We start from the raw sequence: 18,327 nt of genomic DNA, 5'->3' as shown, positions 1-18,327 counted from the left end.
TCCATCCAGTTTCTCCTTTCGTTTGCTTGGCGGCTCACGATTGGTAGTTTCTGCGATGGACACCTACGTATATGTCAAACTCCTACTGCCACCCCGGCAAAGCCGGGGGATCTCCCATTTGATTAGAAAAGACGGTGGCCTGATCGACGTTTCGCTGGCACTCTCGCCCATCAGGAATGGGAGCGGATATCTTGTCGGCGTGTCGTTTGTTGAACACGATGTCACGGAACTTAAAGTAGCCGAACGCGAGTTAAGGGCAGTTAACCGCGCGCTCCTGACACGTTCGAGCTGCAATTTGGCGCTGGTCCGTGCGGCCAATGAAATCGCGCTGATGGAAGAAATTTGCCACGTCTTGGTGGAAGTGGGCGGCTACCGGTTCGCTTGGGTCGGCTTCGCTCGGCACGACGAAGAAAAAACCGTGCAGCCAATGGTGCATTACGGGTATGAAAAAGACTGCCTGGATGGCATTCAACTCAGCTGGGCCGACACCGATCAAGGTCGCAGTCCCTGGGGTAACGCCATCAGGTCCGGGACTCCCCAGATCTATCAATATTCCGCAGGCGATTCGACGGTGACGCCTTGGCATGATGAGTTATTGAAGCGCGGCTACCGATCCGTCCTCGCCCTGCCCCTGCGACACAAGATAGAGAAATTGGGTGCGCTCACAATCTATGCTTCCGATCCGGACGCTTTTCACACTGAAGAGGTGAAACTGATCGCGGAACTGGCGGACGATCTGTCCTATGGCATCACTGCCTTGCGCACCAACGTCGCCCAGGAAAAAAGTGTCGGGCGCTTGCAGGAAAGCATGGAGTCAACCATCAAGGCTGTCGCCAACATGGTCGAAATGCGCGACCCCTACACCACCGGTCATCAACAGCGGGTGGCCGGACTCGCGGTGGCCATTGGGCGCGCCATGGGACTGCCGGAACAAAAAGTGTACGGGCTGCAGCTGGCAGGCATCGTGCATGATCTTGGAAAGATACATGTTCCGGCAGAAATTCTGAGCAAACCCGGCAAGCTCACCAAAATTGAATACGAAATGATCAAGTCTCACGCAGAGTCGGGCTACGAGATTTTGAAAAACGTGGATTTCCTTTGGCCCATTGCCCAAACGGTGCTGCAGCACCACGAACGCATCGACGGAAGTGGCTATCCCGCCGGGCTGAAGGGCGACAAAATCCTGCTGGAAGCCAAGATCATCGCGGTGGCGGACGTGGTGGAAGCGATATCTTCGCACCGCCCTTACCGGCCCGCATTGGGCGTCGAAGCGGCTTTGAACGAGTTAAGGACTAACCGTGGGAAGTTTTATGACCCGGCGGTGGCGGATGTTTGTCTCAAGCTCTTTTCCGAAAATACCTTCAGTTTCGAAGGTCTTTCTGGCAGCGCGGGAATAACGCCTTGAGGGGAATGGCACTTGCCTCACCCCACTCCCGGCGAGATGTCAACTTCTCATTTCCACTGGGCGTAGACCCAGCCGCACAGGGCGATGCCCAGCAGCCACAGCAGCCAGGTTTGGGAAATCGCGTACGGGTACAGCATCAAGGCGACGCCGCTCCAGGTGAGCATGCTGTCCGGTAATTTTCTGCCGCGCCGAAACACCACGTAGCCGATGATGCCGAACAGGATGGCACCCAGGATGTAAGCCGGGCTAGGCAGAACCAGGCCCAGTGCTTCAAGTTGCTTCAGTTCGTTCATGGGTCTGGATTGTGCGTTGAATTTGCACCTGGCGTGGCACGGTTAAGATTCAAGGCGGTCAAGGTTGAATTCTCAAGAAACGATGAATATGGAAGCACTTGTCGGGGCAACACTTTCCGTGGTCATCGGAATGGCGATTGGCCTCTTCATCAAATACAGAATCTGGGGCGCCCCGCATCAAGCCAGGACGGTGGTCGACCATGGCATGGCCTGGGCCGCCTATGTTTCCTTTTTCTCGGTATTGTCATCGGCCTATTTTTTTTACCACGACAGCCTGAACAGCGCGGTCGCCAAGGCGCTGCTCAATGTGTTTGTGTTTCCCCTGTTTTCCTTTCTTGCCGGTCTGGTCTGGGGTTATTTCAAGACCCGGGAAATACCGCTTGAGGCTGCTTCGCAAGCAGCCGGTCCGCCAGACACGCCAGCTTCGACGGCCCTGGTTGTTGCCGCCCCGGCGGCGCCCGCTGAACCAACGGAGGAGCTGATGTGGGCCAGCGCCTTGACCGAATTCGAAAGCAAGCAAAGACGGGCCGGACTTTGGGCCAAATCGTTTGCCCAGGCCGCCGGCAATGAGGCCCAGGCGAAAGCCTGTTACCTGAAGCAGCGGGTGGCCGAACTTCAGGCCCAGCAACAGCAACAGGCCGCCCTCTTGCAGGGGCAACAAGTGGCGCAGGCCAGGGCACTGCTTGAATCAAGGGGCTACTCGATCACGGCGGCCCGGCAGGATTCAGATAGTGATGCCCGGCGTCAGCAGGACCTCGCTCCGCTGCCGGCAGCGGAGCCGGAACGCCAAGTCGCGCAGCACCCCAAGAGGAGGCAGCCGGCGCTCGATGCGCCGACCCAGGAACTGGCCCAGCAACTGAAGTCCAAGGTGAAGGAATATTCCAACTGGCGCGATGCCCATAGACTGGCCCTGCTGCTGGGCTACGTGGTCGTCATCCTGCACACGGGTGTCTTCCGGCAGGCGACCTTTCAGATCTTCGACAATGCCACCAACAAGAAGAAAATTGCCGAACTGGCGTCGCCCGAGGAGTTCGTGGCATGGACGCTGGAAACGCTTTGCTAACCTGGTTGCGCTCGCAACCTTCAAACCGGAAAGAAACATGGCTGCCTATCTCGTGGTTGATACCCTGCTCACCAACCCGGAGTTGTACGAACTCTACAAGCTCAAGGCCAAACCGCTGGTCGAAAAACACGGCGGCGAATACCTGGCCCGCGGCGGCAAGCTGTCGGTCAAGGAGGACGCACTATGGGCACCGACCCGAATGGTGCTGGTCAGGTTCCCGTCGGCGCAGCAGGCCGAGACTTTCTACCATTCCGATGAATACCAGGAGGTCCTGAAAATTGGCAAGCAATCGGCCGACCGCACCGTCATCATCCTGGAAGGTATCTGACTCATGCTCACTTTGCCAACTTACGACGACGTTTGCGCCGCCGCTCAGCGGATCCAGGGCCATGCGCATCGCACCCCCGTGATGACCTCCCGCACCATCAACCAGGAGTTGGGCGCCCAGCTGTTCTTCAAGTGCGAGAACTTGCAGCGCATGGGCGCCTTCAAGTTTCGCGGCGCCTTCAACGCCCTGTCCCGGTTCGATGCCCGGCAGCGCCGCGCCGGGGTGGTGACGTTCTCGTCCGGCAACCACGCCCAGGGCATTGCCCTGTCGGCCAGCTTGCTGGGTATTCCGGCCACCATCGTCATGCCGCAGGACGCGCCGGCCAGCAAGATTGCCGCCACCCGGGGCTATGGCGGCAACGTGGTCCTGTACGACCGCTACAAGGATGACCGCGAGCAGATCGGCCGCGACCTGGCGCAAAAACACGGCCTGACGCTGATTCCGCCGTACGACCACCCGGATGTGATGGCCGGCCAGGGAACCGCGGCCAAGGAGTTGTTTGAAGAGGTAGGCCCGCTAGACGCCTTCTTTGTCTGCCTGGGCGGCGGCGGCCTGCTCTCGGGCTCGGCCCTGGCCACCCGCGCCCTGGCGCCCCACTGCAAGCTTTATGGCGTCGAGCCGGAGGCCGGCAACGACGGACAGCAGTCGTTCCGCAGCGGCGCCATCGTCCATATCGAGACGCCCAAGACGATCGCCGACGGGGCCCAAACCCAGCACCTGGGCAATCTGACCTTCCCGATCATCCGGCGCGATGTGGACGACATCCTCACCGTCACGGATGCGCAACTGGTGGAGTGCATGCGCTTCTTCGCGGAACGCATGAAAATCGTGGTGGAGCCTACTGGTTGCCTGGGGTTTGCCGCCGCGCGCAACATGAAAACCGATCTGCGCGGCCAGCGCGTTGGCGTGCTGATCAGCGGCGGCAACGTCGATCTGGACCGTTTCTGCGCCCTGCTTTCGGCTAGCGCACCTTGACGGCCTGCTCCGGGCCTGGCTCCGAGGCGCACAGGATGCTGCGCTCCAGCGTGGCGTTATGCGCCACGCTATCGAAGCCCGACAGCATGGCAGCTTGCAGGGTTGCCGTGATCAACACCGCAACCACAAGGCCGATCAGGCGAATGGCGCGGCCTGTGCGGTAGTTCATGATTTCTCCCAAGTCAGGCCACCGTGGCCCGTTGGAGAGAATGTAGGCGCGCCGCTTTCGGATTGCACGCGCTGTGCGACGGAATGCCGCACAGCGCGAGGAAGCGCGAAAAAGCGGCGACAAGCCGCCCCGACAATCAGGCGTTCAGACCGGTTCCCGGTACTGGTCTTCCAGCAACTTGGCCTGCGCTGCGGCCAGCCGCGCGATCGGCACCCGCGGGCCGGAGCAGGAAACGTAGTTGAGCTTGATGTGATGGCAAAAATGGATGGAGCCGGGGTGCCCGCCATGTTCGCCGCAGATGCCTATTTTCAAGTCCGGATTGGTGGCGCGGCCCTGCTGCACCGCCATCTTCATCAACTGCCCGACGCCCTTGATGTCCAGCACTTCGAACGGGTTGTCTTCCAGAATGCCGGTCTCGTTGTAGAAAGGCAGGAACTTGTTCTCCGCGTCCTCCCGGCTGAACGAGAAGGTGGCCTGGCTCAGGTCGTTGGTGCCGAAGGAGAAGAACTCGGCGGTTTCGGCCATGCGGCCGGAGCGCACGCAGGCGCGCACCACCTCCAGCATGGAGCCGAACTTGAACTGCACATCGATGCCGTGGGTGGCCCTGACTTCCTTGTGAATGCGCTGCACATAGCTGTGAATGCGCTTGAGCTCTTCCACCGTGGCCACTTGCGGCACCATGATCTCGGGATAAATTTCCACACCCTGCTTGGCGCACAAGGCGGCCGCCTCCATGATGGCGCGGATCTGCATCGAGTAGATCTCGGGGTAGGTAATGCCCAAGCGCACGCCGCGATGGCCCAGCATCGGATTGACTTCGGCCAAGGCGCGCACTTTTTTCAGGACCCGCTCCTTTTTGCCGATCACATCTTCCTCCAGGTGCGAGCCCTTGAAGGTATGCAGGCTGCCCATCAATTTGGTCAGGCCGTCGGCATACTGCTGGTACAGCTTGGGGTTGAGCAGCTTGAGCGTGTCGGGCAGCTCTTCCAGGCCCTTGATGGTGTCGCGCAACTGGTGCAGGTGGGCGATTTCCAGTTCCAGCTGCGCCGCCGTCGGCAAGAACTCGTGCATCGGCGGATCGAGCAGGCGCACCGTCACCGGCAAGCCCTTCATGGCCTTGAAGATGCCGGTGAAGTCGGAGCGCTGGATCGGCAGCAGGCGGTCCAGCGCCGACTGCCGGTCTTCCAGCGTTTCGGCCAGAATCATTTCCTGCACGATGGGCAAGCGGTCGGTGCTGTTGAACATGCGCTCGGTGCGGCACAGGCCTATGCCCATGGCGCCAAATTCGCGCGCCCGGCGGGCATCTTCCGGCGTGTCGGCATTGCCCATCACCTTGAGTTGTGCCACCGCGTCGGCCCAGCCCAGCAGCGTTTCCATTTCCTGCGAGAACTCCGCCTCCACGGTGGGCACTTCACCGGCATAGACGTGGCCGGTGCCGCCGTCGATGGTGATGACATCACCCTCCTGCAAAGTGGTATCGCCGATCCTGGCACTGCGCAGCATATCGTTGATGACGATCTGCTCGCAGCCCGAAACGCAGGGTTTGCCCATGCCGCGCGCCACCACCGCAGCGTGCGAGGTCTTGCCGCCACGGCTGGTCAAAATACCCTGCGCCTGGAAAAAGCCGTGGATGTCTTCCGGCTTGGTTTCCTCGCGCACCAGGATGATTTTTTCGCCGGCGCGGCCGCGCACTTCGGCGGTATCGGCATCGAACACGATTTTTCCGGATGCGGCGCCGGGGGAAGCCGCCAGACCTTGGGCCAGCGACTTGCCGTGAAAATTGGGCGCCAGTTGCGGCACCAGCAACTGCTCCAGCATCGCCGGTTCGGTGCGCAACAGGGCACGCTCCCTGGAAATCAGCCCCTCGCGAAACATTTCCACCGAGGTGCGCACCATGGCGCGCGCATTCATTTTGCCGTTGCGGGTTTGCAGGCAGTAGAGCACGCCTTTCTCAATCGTGAATTCGAAATCCTGCACCTCGTGGTAATGCGACTCCAGCCGGTTGTGCAAAGTCATCAACTGGCGGTGAATCTCCGGCATCTCCTGTTCCATCTCGGCAATCGCCTTGGGCGTGCGAATGCCGGCCACCACGTCCTCGCCCTGGGCGTTGACCAGGTACTCGCCGTAGATCAGGTTCTCGCCGGTACCGGGGTTGCGCGTGAAACCGACGCCGGTGCCGGAATCATTGCCCATGTTGCCGAACACCATGGTGCAGATATTGACCGCCGTGCCATTGGCCTGCTCCTTGGTAATGCGGAACTGCTTGCGGTAGTCGACGGCACGCTTGCCCATCCAGGAGCGAAACACCGCCCCGACCGAAATTTCCAGTTGCTCGAAAGGGCTTTGGGGAAAGGGCTTGCCGGTGTGGTGCTCGACGATGGCCAGAAAGTCGCCCGCCAGTTCCTTCAGATGTTCAGCGCGCAGATCGACATCCAGGGGCGCGCCGTACTTGCGCTTGATGGCCGCCATGCGCTCGTCGAAATGTTCATCGCCGATGTTGAGCGCAATCTTGCCAAAGAGCTGGATGAAGCGGCGGTAGGCGTCATACGCAAAACGCTCGTTGCCGGTTTGCTTGATCAAGCCCTGCAGCGAGGCTTCATTGAGTCCCAGATTCAGAATGGTGTCCATCATGCCGGGCATCGACATGGCGGAGCCCGAGCGCACGGAGATCAGCAAGGGGTTCTGGCCATCGCCGAAGCCTTTGCCGGTTTTCTTTTCCAGTGCCGCCATATGGACCCGGATTTCGTCCATCAAGCCGTCCGGCAACTGGTTCTTTTCCAGATAGGCAAGACAGGCATCGGTGGTGGCGGTAAAGCCCGGCGGCACGTTCAAGCCGATCTGCGTCATCTCGCACAGATTGGCCCCTTTGCCGCCCAACAGCATTTTGTTTTTTCCATCGCCCTCTTCAAACGCATAAACATACTTCTTGCTGTTGGCCATGATGCTTCCATTTCAAAATGTTGAATGACTTGCCGATTTGCGATTCAAACCAATTATGCTTGCCCCGCCGATGCTGAATTTTTAGGCAGTGGCGCCAGCAAACCGGTGGCAACCGTGGGATAGCGCAGCCGCAAGCGCAGTTCACGCTTCAGGCGTGTGTTGTCCATGCGGCGTGACTCGCTCATGAAGCTCAGCAGCAGCAGGGGCAACTGGTCCTTGGCCAGGCTTCTGGGCACGCGCGGCGGACGCGGCAAATGGTACAAATCGGCCGCCAGATCGAAGTAGTCTCCCATCTTCAGACCGCTGTCGTCATTCACGTTGTAGACGCGTTGCGGCTTGCCGCGCCACAAGGCGGCGATGCAGGCACGCGCCAGATCGTCGGCCTGAATATGGTTGGTGTAGACGTCATCACGCGCCTCCAGCAGCGGCGTGCCCTTGAGCAAGCGCGCTCGCGGCGTGCCGCCTTCGCGGTCGGTGGCGTAGATGCCCGGAATGCGCAGGATGGTGCCGCGCACCTGCCTGGCACGGCCCAGGAAGCGGATCGCATCCTCCGCATTCACGCGCCGCCTGGCCCTTGGCGTGTCGGCGCGCGGCGCTCGTGTTTCATTGACCAGGTCGCCGCGGCAGTCGCCGTAGACACCACTGGTGGAGCCATACACAAGAGCCTGCGGCAGGCTGCGCAGACGCAAGGCGCGGGTCAGGGCCAGGGTGCGCGTATCACGCCAACCCTCATCCGGCGGCGGCGCCAGGTGAATCACACGGGAGCACAAGCCGGAGAGCCGGCGCAGCGACCGGCCGTCGTCCAGATCGCCCAGCAAAGGCGTGATGCCACGCTCGCGCAACTCCTCTATTCGCTCGGCGCTGGAGGTCAGCGCCAGCAGGCGCAAGCCAGCCGGCAGCGCCTGCGCCACGCGCAAACCGACATCGCCACAGCCGACCAGCAGGACGCGGGTGCGGCGAAACCGGGCCGGCAAGGCACCGGGACGGGTCGCGTACAGACTGGCGTGGGGGCTTTGGTTTGAAGGCAAAATCGGACTGGCAAAATATGCCAAATACTACTCCGCCCAAGGATACAGAAAAGATGAGCAGCAGCGCAACCGGCACGCCAGAGTTCCGCATCACCGTCAAGCCCAGCGACCGTGCCTTCATGGCCGGCGCCGGTGAAACCATGCTGGCGGCAGCCATTCGCCAGGGCGTTGGCATGCCTTACGGTTGCAAGGACGGCGCCTGCGGCTCCTGCAAGTGCAAAAAGCTCTCCGGCAGCGTGGTGCACGGGGCGCACCAGAGCAAGGCCTTGAGCGAGGAAGAAGAAGCCCAGGGCTTTGTGCTGACCTGCTGCGGCGTGGCCCACAGCGACGTGGTGCTGGAGTCGCGCCAGGTGACGCAGGCGGGCGCCTTCCCGGTCAGGAAATTCCCCACCCGTGTCAGCCTGCTGGAGAAAAAGTCGCCCGATGTGATGCTGCTCAAACTACAGCTTCCGGCCACCGAAAGCTTTGGCTACCACGCCGGCCAGTACGTGGAATTCCTGCTGCCCGGCGGCGTGCGGCGCAGCTACTCGATGGCCAACGCAACCCCTACGCCGGCCGCCGGCGGTACGCTGGAGTTTCACCTGCGCCACCTGCCGGGCGGTCAATTTACCGACCAGGTGTTCGGCACCATGAAGGAGAAGGAAATCCTGCGCGTCGAAGGGCCTTACGGCAGTTTCTTCTTGCGCGAAGACAGCAGCAAACCGATCGTGCTGCTGGCCGCGGGCACCGGCTTTGCGCCGATCAAGGCGCTGCTGGAACACATGCAGCTCAAGGGCATAGGGCGCGCCGTCACCCTGTACTGGGGCGGCCGGCGCCCACAGGATTTGTACCTGGACGACTGGGTCAAGGCCAGGCTGGCTGAGATGCCCAATCTGCGCTACGTGCCGGTGGTCTCCGACGCGCTGCCCGAGGACCACTGGAATGGTCACGGCGGCTTTGTGCACCTGGCCGTGCTGCAGGATCTGCCCGACCTCAGCGGCTACCAGGTCTACGCCTGCGGTGCGCCCATCGTGGTGGAGGCGGCCCGCAGCGATTTCTTGCGCGCCGGTTTGCCGCAAGACGAATTCTTTGCCGACGCCTTTACCTCCGAAGCCGACAAGGCGCGCGACGCGCTGGCAGCCTGAAATCAGCCAAAATACGCTCATGAACTACAAAACACTGATCCTCTCCGCCCTGACCTTCATCACCTCTGTCGTCGCGCCTGTGGCGCAAGCGCAAAACAAACCGATTCGCCTGATCGTGCCCTACGCAGCCGGCGGCCCGCTGGACGTCACGGCGCGCGCCTTGGCGGAGCGCGTCAGGGACACGCTGGGGACTGTCATCATCGAAAACCGTCCCGGCGCCGGCGGCAATATCGGCGCCGACGCGGTGGCCAAGGCGGCACCGGATGGCCTGACGATCGGCATTGCCGCCACCGCCACCCATGCCGTCAACCCCTGGCTTTACAGCAAGATGCCGTACAACGCGGCGACCGACTTTGCTCCCATCACCCAGATGGTGCGGGTACCCAACGTGCTGGTGATGAACGCCGAGGTGGCGCAGCGCCTGAACATCAACACCTTGGCGGACCTGATCGCCTATGCCAAGGCCAACCCGGGCAAGCTCAACTACGGCAGCGGCGGCAACGGCAGCGCCGGTCATCTGGCCGGCGAGATGTTCAAGCGCGATGCCGGCATCTTTGCCGTGCATATTCCCTACAACGGCGGCAACCCGGCGCAACTGGCACTGCTGGGCGGCCAGGTCGATTTCAACTTCGACAACCTGGCCACCGCCGCCCCCAACATCCGCTCCGGCAAGCTCAAGGCGCTGGCCGTGACGACCCTGACGCGCTCCAGCGCCCTGCCCGGCGTACCGCCGGTGGCCGACACCCTCAAAGGCTTTGCCATCGACACCTGGTGGGGTCTGGTGGCGCCGGCGGCGACACCCAAAGACGTGCTGGCCCGACTGAACCAGGCGTTCGTGGCGGCACTCCATGCGCCTGAGACCAAAGCCCGCTTTGCCATCCTGCTGGCGGAACCGGTGCCCACGACCCCCGAAGAATTTGGCACGCTGATGAAGACGGAGCGCGCCAAATACGAAAAACTGGTGAAGGCGTCGGGCGCCCGGGTGGATTAGGGTCCGGCTGAGCCAGGCCACCGACGCCGTCAGGCAGCCTCAGTTCCCACCGCACCGGCTTCCTCTGCCTTGGCCGCGGCGGCAGTCTTGGCGGCCTCGTCAAGCTCACCTCGTTCGTCCAGCGCGGCCAGCACCAGATCCGGGTTCATCGACTGTTGCAGCGCCGCGGCCTCGGGGTCGTGGCGATTCTTGACGTTCGGTAGATCACGTCTCAACTCTTCCAGCAAGTCAATCAGCTTGGCGGCCTTTTGCTCGGTCAACAATGTGACCTTGAGGTCCAGATGGGCTCTTTGCTCCTCCAGCTTGGCCAGCCGGTTTTGCTTGGTCAAAACCACGGTGGTGGTGAGCAATGCTCCCAGCCCGACCAGGCCTTGCAGCCAGAAAAATGGGGCCGGGTCAAATTCAACCCGGCCGGCCAGACGCAGGGCCGTGTCAGCAAGCATCCAGAGCGCCACGAACAACAAGATGAAGCCCAGAAACGCCGGTTGCCCGATCAGGCAACTGATGCGTTCCAGCACGCGCTGCCAGTAGCTTATTTTTTCTTCTTCACGTGTGTAGAAATTCAACACGGCGTTGATGTTTTGACTGATCTGGTCACTCTCCGACGGCACCGGCGTGCCGGCGGCCGGGGCTTTCGATGCCGACTGTCGATTGTGTGTCATCGTTCGGAATCCTTGAAGTAAAAATGACGTGATGCGGCTGGGTCCAGGACCGCCACTGACCAGCCGACGGCACTTGAATGGCAGAACACGCCATGTTGGCAGACTAACCACATGCCACGCAGATTTCCGTGCGGGGGCGAACAGAGCAACGAAATTTCACCGCGTACTGTTCCGAAATTCACGACGCTGTTCCAGTCAGGTCTGCCTGATGCAGATGGTTTTCGCAAGTCAAGAACTGAGGCTCAAACGTCTGTGGCCCGAGGGCGCCGCAGTGGGTGGCTCCGCGAATGTCCCCCGCCCTCTGGGCTCCTCCTTTATTTGGCAAAACCCCAAGTCCACGCTGCGCCACCCACTACAGCGCCCTCGGCGGCGAGCGTTGGTGGTTTGCGCAGGCTGCACACCAACTCTGCTAGAAGATCAGGCTGGCGGGGCACTCAGCGCAGCGGCATAAAGGAGGAGTCCGAAGGTCGGGGGACAGCTGCGGAGCTGAGTGCCCCAGCAGCCTGATCCGCCCGGTAAGTTGAACGAGGTTTGGCATGGAATCATTTCGGGAAAGATCCATAGCTGCGTGGTTTACCGAACAGACGGATGCGAGCCCGCCTCGTAACGTGGCACCCTTCGCGTGCAAAGAAGAGCTTGAGGGTCAACTCCGTCGCGGGACCGGTTGGTTCAAGACCTTTTGACCGCGACCCGCAATACCGTAACCAAGGAGCCCGTCATGCCGGAGTTTGGATCACCTTTTTCAGGGTTGGCACACAGCAGCAAGCTCAGCGCCGAGGAGCTTGTCAGGGCCATTCGTTTCCTGGTGGCCGCGGAGTACGAAGCAACCCAGATGTACACACAGCTTGCCGAGTCCACCGACAACCCGCTGGCCGTGGCAGTGCTCAAGGACATCGCCAACGAGGAACTGGTGCACGCCGGAGAGTTTCTGCGATTGCTGCGCGAGCTGGCCCCGGAAGAAGAAACACTCTATGCCAAGGGTGCCGGGGAAGTGGAGGAAAAAATCAGGGCATTATTTCCACATATTCATAAACTTCGCAGTCCATGATCTGCTTGCGCACCGGCAGCGCGGCCTGTTCAAACCAGGCCTGCGGCTGGTGCTTGTCGATCTCACGTCCCATGAAACGAATCAGCTCGCAAATGGGCTCCACCACGTTGCGGCGGTAGCGTTCATCCTGCTTGACGTAGCCGATGTGCAGGTTCTTCATGCAATTGCCGCGGCACCAGGAATAGGCCTCGCAACCCTGGCACGGCATCGCCGGGCTGAGCTGCAGGGGACTTTGGCGCAGCCAGTTGCCCTTCACATCGCCCATCTTCATGTCGGGGGCATACAGCATGTCCGGGCAGGGGTAGATCTCGCCGCTGGGCATCACATTGAGCAAGTGGCTGGACACCCGGCATTGGGCGCGACCCGCATACAGCTCCTGCGCACGGGTGGGAAAGAGCTTGTTGCGCAGCATGCCCATCAGCGGAATCAGCGGGTACAAGCGGTCGCTGCGGGAGAAGAACTTGTCGATCAACCGGACCAGCACCGCCTGGCGCTTGACGACCGAGTCGCCGGCGTACATTTCGTCGGCGACGAACTGCCAGTACAGGTAATCAAACGGCATGCCGTCGCCGACCAGTTGGTCGAGTTCCTCAAAACAGGTATCGGGGTTGCCCCAGGTAACGCGGGCCGTCACCGAGCCGCCGATTTTTTCGCGTACCTCTTTCAGATTTTTGATCACCTGGCGGTAAATGCCGCGTCCCCGGTAAGCGTCGGTGGTGGCTTCTCCGCCGTCGATCGAAGCCAGCACATTGGACAGTCGGCCCAGCGCCCAGTCGGGCAGATGGTCGATCAGCGTGGCGTTGGTCTGCAGTTGAAAGCGAAAGCGCGGGAAACGCTGCATCACCTCCAGCAACAGGGGCTTGTTCAGCGTCGGCTCACCGCCGTAGAAGGTGACATAGACTTCCTTGCCCGCCAAGTGTTTGTCGATGAAGGCCGTCAGTTGCTCCACATCGTACTCGACATGAATCTGCGAGCCCAGCACCTCGCCCACCCCCAAGGAACAGTAGCTGCATTTCAGGTTGCACTTGAGCGTGGTGAGCAATTGCAGCTCGACCCGGCCACCCACAATGGGGTCGGGGTCCGACGGCGGGACTGGCGCTGGCGCGGTGGCGGGGAAGAAGTGAATCGGTGACTCGGTTTGCATGATGGTCGCGTTCCGGGCGGCAAGAAAGGTAAGGCGATCGGTCTGACGAAAGTCTGCCAGCAGGGCTTACGGTCGTTGATCGCGGGCGCCGATCATAAGCGCTGCGCCGGCAAAACAGGCACAGGCCAGGCCCAATTGACGTCTCCCTCGGTCACCAAATGCGGTTTGTTTGACCTGATCGGGACGGCGCGTGCGGTGCGGGAGGCCGTCCCGGGGATTCGGTGCCGCACGAACCGTCCGCGCCGGTGAAAAACCAGGTGTATTTGCAATGTCATGATGACGGAGTAGGATGCGCGCTGTGAACCCGATGGACAAACCCCTGGTCAGGAAGCTGGCGCTGGTACTGGTACTCAAATTCGCCGTGCTGCTGGTACTGTGGCTGGGTTTTGTTCGGGGACATCGCGTGACGGTCGATGCCGACAGCGTGGCCACGCAACTCCTGCAAGCGGTACCCACGGCGGCGAAAGGAGCAACACCTTGATCTCTGAACAACTGGTGGATCTGTCACGACTGCAGTTTGCCGTCACCGCCCTCTACCATTTTCTGTTTGTGCCCCTGACCCTTGGCATGGTCTGGCTGTTGGTCATCATGGAAAGCGTTTATGTGATGACTGGCAACGTGGTCTGGAAAGACATGACGCGCTTCTGGGGCAAGCTGTTCGGCATCAACTTTGCGCTGGGGGTGACGACCGGCATCACGATGGAGTTTCAGTTCGGCACCAACTGGGCTTACTACTCGCATTACGTGGGCGACATCTTCGGTGCGCCACTGGCGATCGAGGGCATGATGGCCTTCTTTCTCGAATCGACCATGATCGGCCTGTTCTTCTTCGGCTGGGACCGCCTGTCGAGGACGCAGCACGTGATGGTGACGGTGCTGATGGCCATCGGCGCCAACCTTAGCGCGCTGTGGATTCTGATTGCCAACGGCTGGATGCAAAACCCGGTGGGGGCCGAGTTCAACTACCAGACCATGCGCATGGAAATGGTCAATTTCTGGGCCGTCGTGTTCAACCCCGACGCCCAGGCCAAGTTTGTGCACACGGTGTCGGCGGGCTATGTGACCGGCGCCATGTTTGTGCTGGCCATCTCCAGCTGGTACCTGCTGAAAAAACGCGACATCGAGTTTGCCAAGCGCAGTTTTCGCGTCGCCGCCGCCTTCGGCCTGGCGTCCGCCCTGAGCGTGATCGTGCTGGGCGACGAATCCGGCTACACGGTGGGTGAATCCCAGCAAACCAAGATGGCGGCGATAGAGGCGATGTGGGAGACCAAGCCAGCGCCGGCGGGGCTGACCATGGTGGCCGGCATCAACGAAGCAGCGCAAAAGAACGACTGGGAGATCGAGATTCCCTGGCTCATGGGCTTGATCGGAACGCGCTCCGTCAGCAAGCAGATCCCCGGTATCCACGACATCAAGGCAAAAAACCGCGAACGCATTCTGCGCGGCATGGTCGCCGTGGGCGCGCTGGAGGCGCTGCGCGCCAAGCGTGACGATGCAAGCGCCAGACAAGTGTTCGAGCAGCACAAGGCGGATCTGGGTTTTGGTCTGCTGCTCAAAAAGTACGTAGTCGACGTGCAGCAGGCCACACCCGAGATGATAGCGCGCGCGGTGAACGACACGGTGCCGCGCGTGACGCCCATGTTCTGGAGTTTTCGCATCATGGTGGGCCTGGCCTTTGCCATGCTGGCACTGTTCGCCCTGGCCTTCTGGAGCACGATCAAATCCGCCAACATGCAAAAGCCCTGGCTGCTCAAATGGGCGCTGTGGATGCTGCCGGCACCCTGGATTGCCTGCGAGCTGGGTTGGTTTGTCGCCGAATACGGGCGCCAACCGTGGACCATTTACGGCGTGCTGCCGACGCACCTGAGCGTCTCCACGCTGAGCGTCAACAGCTTGTACGGTTCGCTGGCCGGCTTCGTCGGCTTCTACACCGTGCTGCTGGTGCTGGAGATGTTCTTGATGGTCAAGTACGCGCGCCTCGGTCCCGCCAGCCTGGGCAGCGGGCGCTACCACAACGAAGCCGTTCATCACGCCAGGCCGACGCCGGCCCAAGGGGAACATGATGCTTGATTACGCAACCCTCAAGATCATCTGGTGGCTGCTGGTGGGCGTGCTGCTGGTGGGCTTTGCCGTCATGGACGGCCACGACATGGGTGTCGGCACGCTGCTGCCTTTTGTCGGCCGCAACGACCTGGAACGCCGTGTCGTGCTCAACACGGTAGGCCCGCACTGGGAGGGCAACCAGGTCTGGTTCATCACCGGCGGCGGCGCCCTGTTCGCGGCCTGGCCGCTGGTCTACGCAGCAGCGTTCAGCGGCTTTTACTGGGCCATGCTGGTGGTGCTGGGAGCGCTGTTCCTGCGCCCGGTCGGCTTTGACTACCGCAGCAAGGTGCAGGATTCCCGCTGGCGCAGCGCCTGGGACTGGGGCCTGTTTGTGGGTGGTGCGGTGCCACCGCTGATCTTCGGCGTGGCCTTCGGCAACCTGCTGCAAGGCGTGCCGTTCCAGTTCGACAACTACCTGGTCTCCAGCTACAGCGGCAGCTTCTGGCAGTTGCTCAATCCGTTCGCCCTGCTGGCCGGCGTCGTCAGCAGCGCCATGATCACCTTGCACGGCGCCGTCTACCTGGCGCACCGCAGCCAGGGGTTGATCCAGACCCGTGCCGTCAATGCCGCCATGGCCGCGGCCCTGGTCACGGTGCTGGCCTTCGTCGGCGCCGGTGTCTGGCTGCAATCCCTGGCCGGCTACCGCATCAGCTCGGTCATCGACCCGGGTGCGCTGGTCGACCCGATGAGCAAAACGGTGGTGCGTGAAGTCGGCGCCTGGATGGCCAACTACGGCCGGCAACCCTGGTTGTGGCTGTTGCCGGCACTGGGCGTGCTGGGCCCGCTGCTGGCGGTTCTGCTGCTGCGAACCGACCGCACGCTGAGCGCTTTTGTCTGCTCGTCGCTGGCTTTGCTGGGCGTCATCGGTACCGCCGGCGCCTCCATGTTCCCCTTCATCATGCCTTCGAGCTCCCTGCCGGCGGCCAGCCTGACGGTGTGGGACAGCGTGTCAAGCCATCTGACGCTGGGCATCATGTTCTGGGTCACGCTGATCTTCATGCCGCTGATTCTGTTCTACACCTCCTGGGCTTACCGCGTGATGCGCGGCAAGGTGACGGCCGCTTACGTGAAGGAAAACGAGCATGGCGCTTATTGACGCCAGCTCTTTCAGACGGCACCAACAATGCAGCCTGAGCGCTGTGGAAAGGACAAAAGCATGTGGTACTTTGCCTGGATGCTGGGCGTTAGCTTCGCCGTGCTGCTGGCCATCCTGAACGCCATGTGGGGCGAAAACGAAGCGGCGCGCGCACAAACGCGTGACCCTGGACCGCCATAGCCGACCGCGGACGGCAACGTCCAGCAGCACAAAACTCAGCCCGGCAAAGTCTGTAATATTTGCGCCGCAACCGCGACGGCGATCACCTCGGGTTGCTTGCCGCTGATCCCGGCAACGCCGATCGGACAGGTGACATGCGCCAGTTCCTGCGGCGTAAAGCCCTGCGCCTCAAGGCGGCGCCGGAAGGTCGCCCATTTGGTCCGGCTGCCGATCAGCCCGACATAGGGCAGGTCCGCCTGCAAACGCTGGCGCAGTAGACAAGCCGCCACGATGTCCAGATCTTCGGCGTGGCTGAAGCTCATGATGAGGACGCGCGAACCGCTGGCCAGGGAGCCGACCGCCGCCTGCACCGGGTCGGAAAACTCGCAGCCGACATTGGCCGGGAGGTCGACCGGAAAGATCTCATCGCGGCTGTCAATCCAGCTCACCTGCAGCGGCAACGACGCCAGCACCCGCACCAGCGCATGACCGACATGGCCGCCGCCGAACAGGGCCACCGGCACATAGGTGGCCGTCAAGCGGCGCCGCAGTGCGGCCATGTCGGCCGCAGCCACCAGTTCAAAACAAAGCTGCACCTCGCCACCACAGCATTGGCCCAGGGCCGGGCCTAGGGCATAACGCAGCAACGGCTCGCCCGGCTCGCCCGGCTCGCCTGCCAGACGCCGGCGCGCCTCGGCCAGGGCCTGAAGCTCCAGTTGGCCGCCACCCACCGTGCCGACCGCGCCCTGGCTGAAAACGGCCATCCAGGCTCCTTTTTCGCGCGGCACCGAGCCCCGGCTGGCATGTAGCGTGATCAGACAAGCGTTTTCGGCTTTCAGACGTGAAAAAAATGTGTCTCTGATCATCCGCAACCATTACCTTTTGAAACCGAAATGACGCCCAAAATCCCGCTTTTTCGGGCAAAGTATGCTCCTGCATTGTGAGCGACACTGCAGATCGTCAAGCAAAAACAATTTGTATGTTCAGGAGACCCGATGAACCCCCTCACCAAGCTCGGCTATGCGCTGCTGGCAGCCGGCGCCACCGGCGTTGTCGCCTTCATGGCCGGCTGCGCCAGCCGGCCGGCACCGACTCCGCCGCCTCTGCCCGCCCCGCCGCCGGCCGCCACGCCGGCGCCGCCCGTTAGCAAACTACCCAGCCCAGCCCCCGCCATGGCGAATATCTCCAACGCCACCAGTCCGCGCGACTACCGCCGCGACGCCGCCAGTCACCTGTACGGGCAAAACGCACACCGGATTTTCAAAGGCAAGATGCCGCCCCTGCTGTATGCCATTGGCGTGCTGCAAGTGGAGGTCGATGGCCAGGGCCGCGTCACCGCCACCCACTGGATGCGGGCCCCCAGCCAGGCCCCGGAAGTCGTTGCCGAGATCGAGCGAACGGTACGCCAGGCCGCGCCCTTCCCGGCGCCGGTGCGGCTGGGCCGGGTGACCTATACCGACACCTGGCTGTGGCACAAAAGCGGCCGCTTCCAGCTCGACACGCTGACGGAAGGTCAACTGTAAGCAATTGCGGGACCGACCGCAGAAAATTCGGCTCCGGCAAGGCCACTGTCTCGCCCGCCCTGCGCTACCACGCCACCTGCGTGCCGGCCGCCGATGCGCTGCGCAATTCTTCGCCGATCGCAGGTCGGTTAACGAACTTCAGCCTTTAACCCATCTTTCTCAACCGACCAAGTGAACCGCTGGCAAGTTGTTGATTTGCTTGAGCGCGAGGACAAAGGTCTCCACTACGCCGAGACTGCTTGGTGGTGCTGTTTGGCGAGCTTGGCGGTGATTTTG

General features: G+C 61.8%; 19 protein-coding genes. 12 read left to right on the top strand and 7 right to left on the bottom strand.

Going from position 1 to position 18,327, the window contains the following annotated elements; translation table 11 throughout:
* The coding region (locus tag PHS32_RS22965) for an HD domain-containing phosphohydrolase (protein ID WP_301081778.1) at positions 1-1,405 on the top strand (1,405 nt) is incomplete at its 5' end.
* 47 nt (positions 1,406-1,452) lie between these two features.
* Here the strand turns inward: PHS32_RS22965 and PHS32_RS22960 are convergent.
* Positions 1,453-1,698 carry a hypothetical protein gene (locus PHS32_RS22960; protein WP_301081777.1) on the bottom strand — a complete coding sequence of 82 codons (246 nt, stop codon included), beginning with the start codon at positions 1,696-1,698 and terminating at the stop codon, positions 1,453-1,455.
* Positions 1,699-1,786: 88 nt separating this feature from the next.
* Between PHS32_RS22960 and PHS32_RS22955 the strand changes: the two genes are divergently transcribed.
* From PHS32_RS22955 to PHS32_RS22945, 3 genes are read left to right on the top strand one after another with little or no spacing between them, the layout of a single operon-like run.
* Positions 1,787-2,761, top strand: a complete 975-nt coding sequence (locus PHS32_RS22955) for a hypothetical protein (protein WP_301081776.1) — start codon at positions 1,787-1,789, stop codon at positions 2,759-2,761.
* A 37-nt stretch (positions 2,762-2,798) separates the two neighbouring features.
* Positions 2,799-3,089 (top strand): DUF1330 domain-containing protein, encoded by a 291-nt coding sequence (locus PHS32_RS22950; RefSeq protein WP_301081775.1) that lies wholly within the window; start codon positions 2,799-2,801, stop codon positions 3,087-3,089.
* Between the two features lie 3 nt (positions 3,090-3,092).
* The gene (locus tag PHS32_RS22945) at positions 3,093-4,064 is read left to right on the top strand and encodes a threo-3-hydroxy-L-aspartate ammonia-lyase (RefSeq protein WP_301081774.1); all 972 of its coding nucleotides are present in this window, start codon (positions 3,093-3,095) and stop codon (positions 4,062-4,064) included.
* On the opposite strand, the gene PHS32_RS22940 is transcribed toward PHS32_RS22945, so the two are convergent.
* The 3 genes from PHS32_RS22940 to PHS32_RS22930 form a co-directional block, all read right to left on the bottom strand.
* Positions 4,051-4,233, bottom strand: a complete 183-nt coding sequence (locus PHS32_RS22940; RefSeq protein WP_301081773.1) for a hypothetical protein — start codon at positions 4,231-4,233, stop codon at positions 4,051-4,053. The two genes, PHS32_RS22945 and PHS32_RS22940, sit on opposite strands and share 14 nt — an antisense overlap.
* 144 nt (positions 4,234-4,377) lie before the next feature.
* Positions 4,378-7,173: a pyruvate, phosphate dikinase gene (ppdK, locus tag PHS32_RS22935; RefSeq protein ID WP_301081772.1), complete on the bottom strand. Its 2,796-nt coding sequence runs from the start codon at positions 7,171-7,173 to the stop codon at positions 4,378-4,380.
* Between the two features lie 53 nt (positions 7,174-7,226).
* Positions 7,227-8,171 carry an NAD-dependent epimerase/dehydratase family protein gene (locus PHS32_RS22930; protein ID WP_301081780.1) on the bottom strand — a complete coding sequence of 315 codons (945 nt, stop codon included), beginning with the start codon at positions 8,169-8,171 and terminating at the stop codon, positions 7,227-7,229.
* 83 nt (positions 8,172-8,254) lie between these two features.
* Here PHS32_RS22930 and PHS32_RS22925 point away from each other — a divergent pair, with 83 nt between their 5' ends.
* Positions 8,255-9,325: a CDP-6-deoxy-delta-3,4-glucoseen reductase gene (locus PHS32_RS22925; protein WP_301081770.1), complete on the top strand. Its 1,071-nt coding sequence runs from the start codon at positions 8,255-8,257 to the stop codon at positions 9,323-9,325.
* A 19-nt stretch (positions 9,326-9,344) separates the two neighbouring features.
* Positions 9,345-10,316, top strand: a complete 972-nt coding sequence (locus PHS32_RS22920; RefSeq protein ID WP_301081769.1) for a tripartite tricarboxylate transporter substrate binding protein — start codon at positions 9,345-9,347, stop codon at positions 10,314-10,316.
* 29 nt (positions 10,317-10,345) lie between these two features.
* Here PHS32_RS22920 and PHS32_RS22915 read toward each other — a convergent pair whose 3' ends face one another.
* Positions 10,346-10,978, bottom strand: coding sequence for a DUF1003 domain-containing protein (locus PHS32_RS22915; protein ID WP_301081767.1), 633 nt, complete (start codon positions 10,976-10,978; stop codon positions 10,346-10,348).
* Between the two features lie 718 nt (positions 10,979-11,696).
* On the opposite strand from PHS32_RS22915, the gene PHS32_RS22910 reads away from it, so the two are divergent.
* On the top strand, positions 11,697-12,026 hold the full coding sequence (locus PHS32_RS22910; RefSeq protein ID WP_301081765.1) for a ferritin family protein: 330 nt from the start codon (positions 11,697-11,699) through the stop codon (positions 12,024-12,026).
* Here the strand turns inward: PHS32_RS22910 and PHS32_RS22905 are convergent.
* Complete coding sequence (locus PHS32_RS22905; protein ID WP_301081764.1) at positions 11,983-13,170, bottom strand: radical SAM protein; 1,188 nt, start codon at positions 13,168-13,170, stop codon at positions 11,983-11,985. The genes PHS32_RS22910 and PHS32_RS22905 overlap by 44 nt on opposite strands.
* A 289-nt stretch (positions 13,171-13,459) precedes the next feature.
* Here PHS32_RS22905 and cydP point away from each other — a divergent pair, with 289 nt between their 5' ends.
* Genes cydP through cydX form a run of 4 tightly spaced genes read left to right on the top strand, consistent with a single transcriptional unit; the run spans position 13,460 to position 16,549 of the window.
* Positions 13,460-13,651, top strand: coding sequence for a cytochrome oxidase putative small subunit CydP (cydP, locus tag PHS32_RS22900; RefSeq protein ID WP_301081763.1), 192 nt, complete (start codon positions 13,460-13,462; stop codon positions 13,649-13,651).
* A complete protein-coding gene (locus PHS32_RS22895) occupies positions 13,648-15,240 on the top strand; it encodes a cytochrome ubiquinol oxidase subunit I (protein ID WP_301081762.1) in 1,593 nt (530 codons plus the stop codon). The genes cydP and PHS32_RS22895 overlap by 4 nt, the downstream gene beginning before the upstream one ends.
* On the top strand, positions 15,233-16,369 hold the full coding sequence (cydB, locus tag PHS32_RS22890; protein ID WP_301081779.1) for a cytochrome d ubiquinol oxidase subunit II: 1,137 nt from the start codon (positions 15,233-15,235) through the stop codon (positions 16,367-16,369). The genes PHS32_RS22895 and cydB overlap by 8 nt, the downstream gene beginning before the upstream one ends.
* 60 nt (positions 16,370-16,429) lie before the next feature.
* Positions 16,430-16,549 carry a cytochrome bd-I oxidase subunit CydX gene (gene cydX, locus PHS32_RS22885; protein WP_301081761.1) on the top strand — a complete coding sequence of 40 codons (120 nt, stop codon included), beginning with the start codon at positions 16,430-16,432 and terminating at the stop codon, positions 16,547-16,549.
* 35 nt (positions 16,550-16,584) lie between these two features.
* Here the strand turns inward: cydX and xdhC are convergent, their stop codons facing one another.
* A complete protein-coding gene (xdhC, locus tag PHS32_RS22880) occupies positions 16,585-17,394 on the bottom strand; it encodes a xanthine dehydrogenase accessory protein XdhC (RefSeq protein WP_301081760.1) in 810 nt (269 codons plus the stop codon).
* 129 nt (positions 17,395-17,523) lie between these two features.
* On the opposite strand from xdhC, the gene PHS32_RS22875 reads away from it, so the two are divergent.
* The gene (locus PHS32_RS22875; protein WP_301081759.1) at positions 17,524-18,051 is read left to right on the top strand and encodes a hypothetical protein; all 528 of its coding nucleotides are present in this window, start codon (positions 17,524-17,526) and stop codon (positions 18,049-18,051) included.
* The last annotated feature ends 276 nt before the right edge of the window (positions 18,052-18,327 follow it).

It is taken from the genome of Rhodoferax sp. (genome assembly GCF_028714215.1).
Lineage (GTDB): Bacteria > Pseudomonadota > Gammaproteobacteria > Burkholderiales > Burkholderiaceae_C > Rhodoferax.
Note: the sequence above shows the minus strand (reverse complement) of the source record. Positions and strands in the feature narration are given on the sequence as shown.

Bases quoted from the DNA above. Each gene is read 5' to 3' on its own strand.
- PHS32_RS22960 (WP_301081777.1), bottom strand. From the start codon at position 1,698: ATGAACGAACTGAAGCAACTTGAAGCACTGGGCCTGGTTCTGCCTAGC.
- PHS32_RS22955 (WP_301081776.1), top strand. From the start codon at position 1,787: ATGGAAGCACTTGTCGGGGCAACACTTTCCGTGGTCATCGGAATGGCG.
- PHS32_RS22950 (WP_301081775.1), top strand. From the start codon at position 2,799: ATGGCTGCCTATCTCGTGGTTGATACCCTGCTCACCAACCCGGAGTTG.
- PHS32_RS22945 (WP_301081774.1), top strand. From the start codon at position 3,093: ATGCTCACTTTGCCAACTTACGACGACGTTTGCGCCGCCGCTCAGCGG.
- PHS32_RS22940 (WP_301081773.1), bottom strand. From the start codon at position 4,233: ATGAACTACCGCACAGGCCGCGCCATTCGCCTGATCGGCCTTGTGGTT.
- ppdK (WP_301081772.1), bottom strand. From the start codon at position 7,173: ATGGCCAACAGCAAGAAGTATGTTTATGCGTTTGAAGAGGGCGATGGA.
- PHS32_RS22925 (WP_301081770.1), top strand. From the start codon at position 8,255: ATGAGCAGCAGCGCAACCGGCACGCCAGAGTTCCGCATCACCGTCAAG.
- PHS32_RS22920 (WP_301081769.1), top strand. From the start codon at position 9,345: ATGAACTACAAAACACTGATCCTCTCCGCCCTGACCTTCATCACCTCT.
- PHS32_RS22915 (WP_301081767.1), bottom strand. From the start codon at position 10,978: ATGACACACAATCGACAGTCGGCATCGAAAGCCCCGGCCGCCGGCACG.
- PHS32_RS22910 (WP_301081765.1), top strand. From the start codon at position 11,697: ATGCCGGAGTTTGGATCACCTTTTTCAGGGTTGGCACACAGCAGCAAG.
- PHS32_RS22905 (WP_301081764.1), bottom strand. From the start codon at position 13,170: ATGCAAACCGAGTCACCGATTCACTTCTTCCCCGCCACCGCGCCAGCG.
- cydP (WP_301081763.1), top strand. From the start codon at position 13,460: ATGCGCGCTGTGAACCCGATGGACAAACCCCTGGTCAGGAAGCTGGCG.
- cydB (WP_301081779.1), top strand. From the start codon at position 15,233: ATGCTTGATTACGCAACCCTCAAGATCATCTGGTGGCTGCTGGTGGGC.
- cydX (WP_301081761.1), top strand. From the start codon at position 16,430: ATGTGGTACTTTGCCTGGATGCTGGGCGTTAGCTTCGCCGTGCTGCTG.
- xdhC (WP_301081760.1), bottom strand. From the start codon at position 17,394: ATGATCAGAGACACATTTTTTTCACGTCTGAAAGCCGAAAACGCTTGT.
- PHS32_RS22875 (WP_301081759.1), top strand. From the start codon at position 17,524: ATGAACCCCCTCACCAAGCTCGGCTATGCGCTGCTGGCAGCCGGCGCC.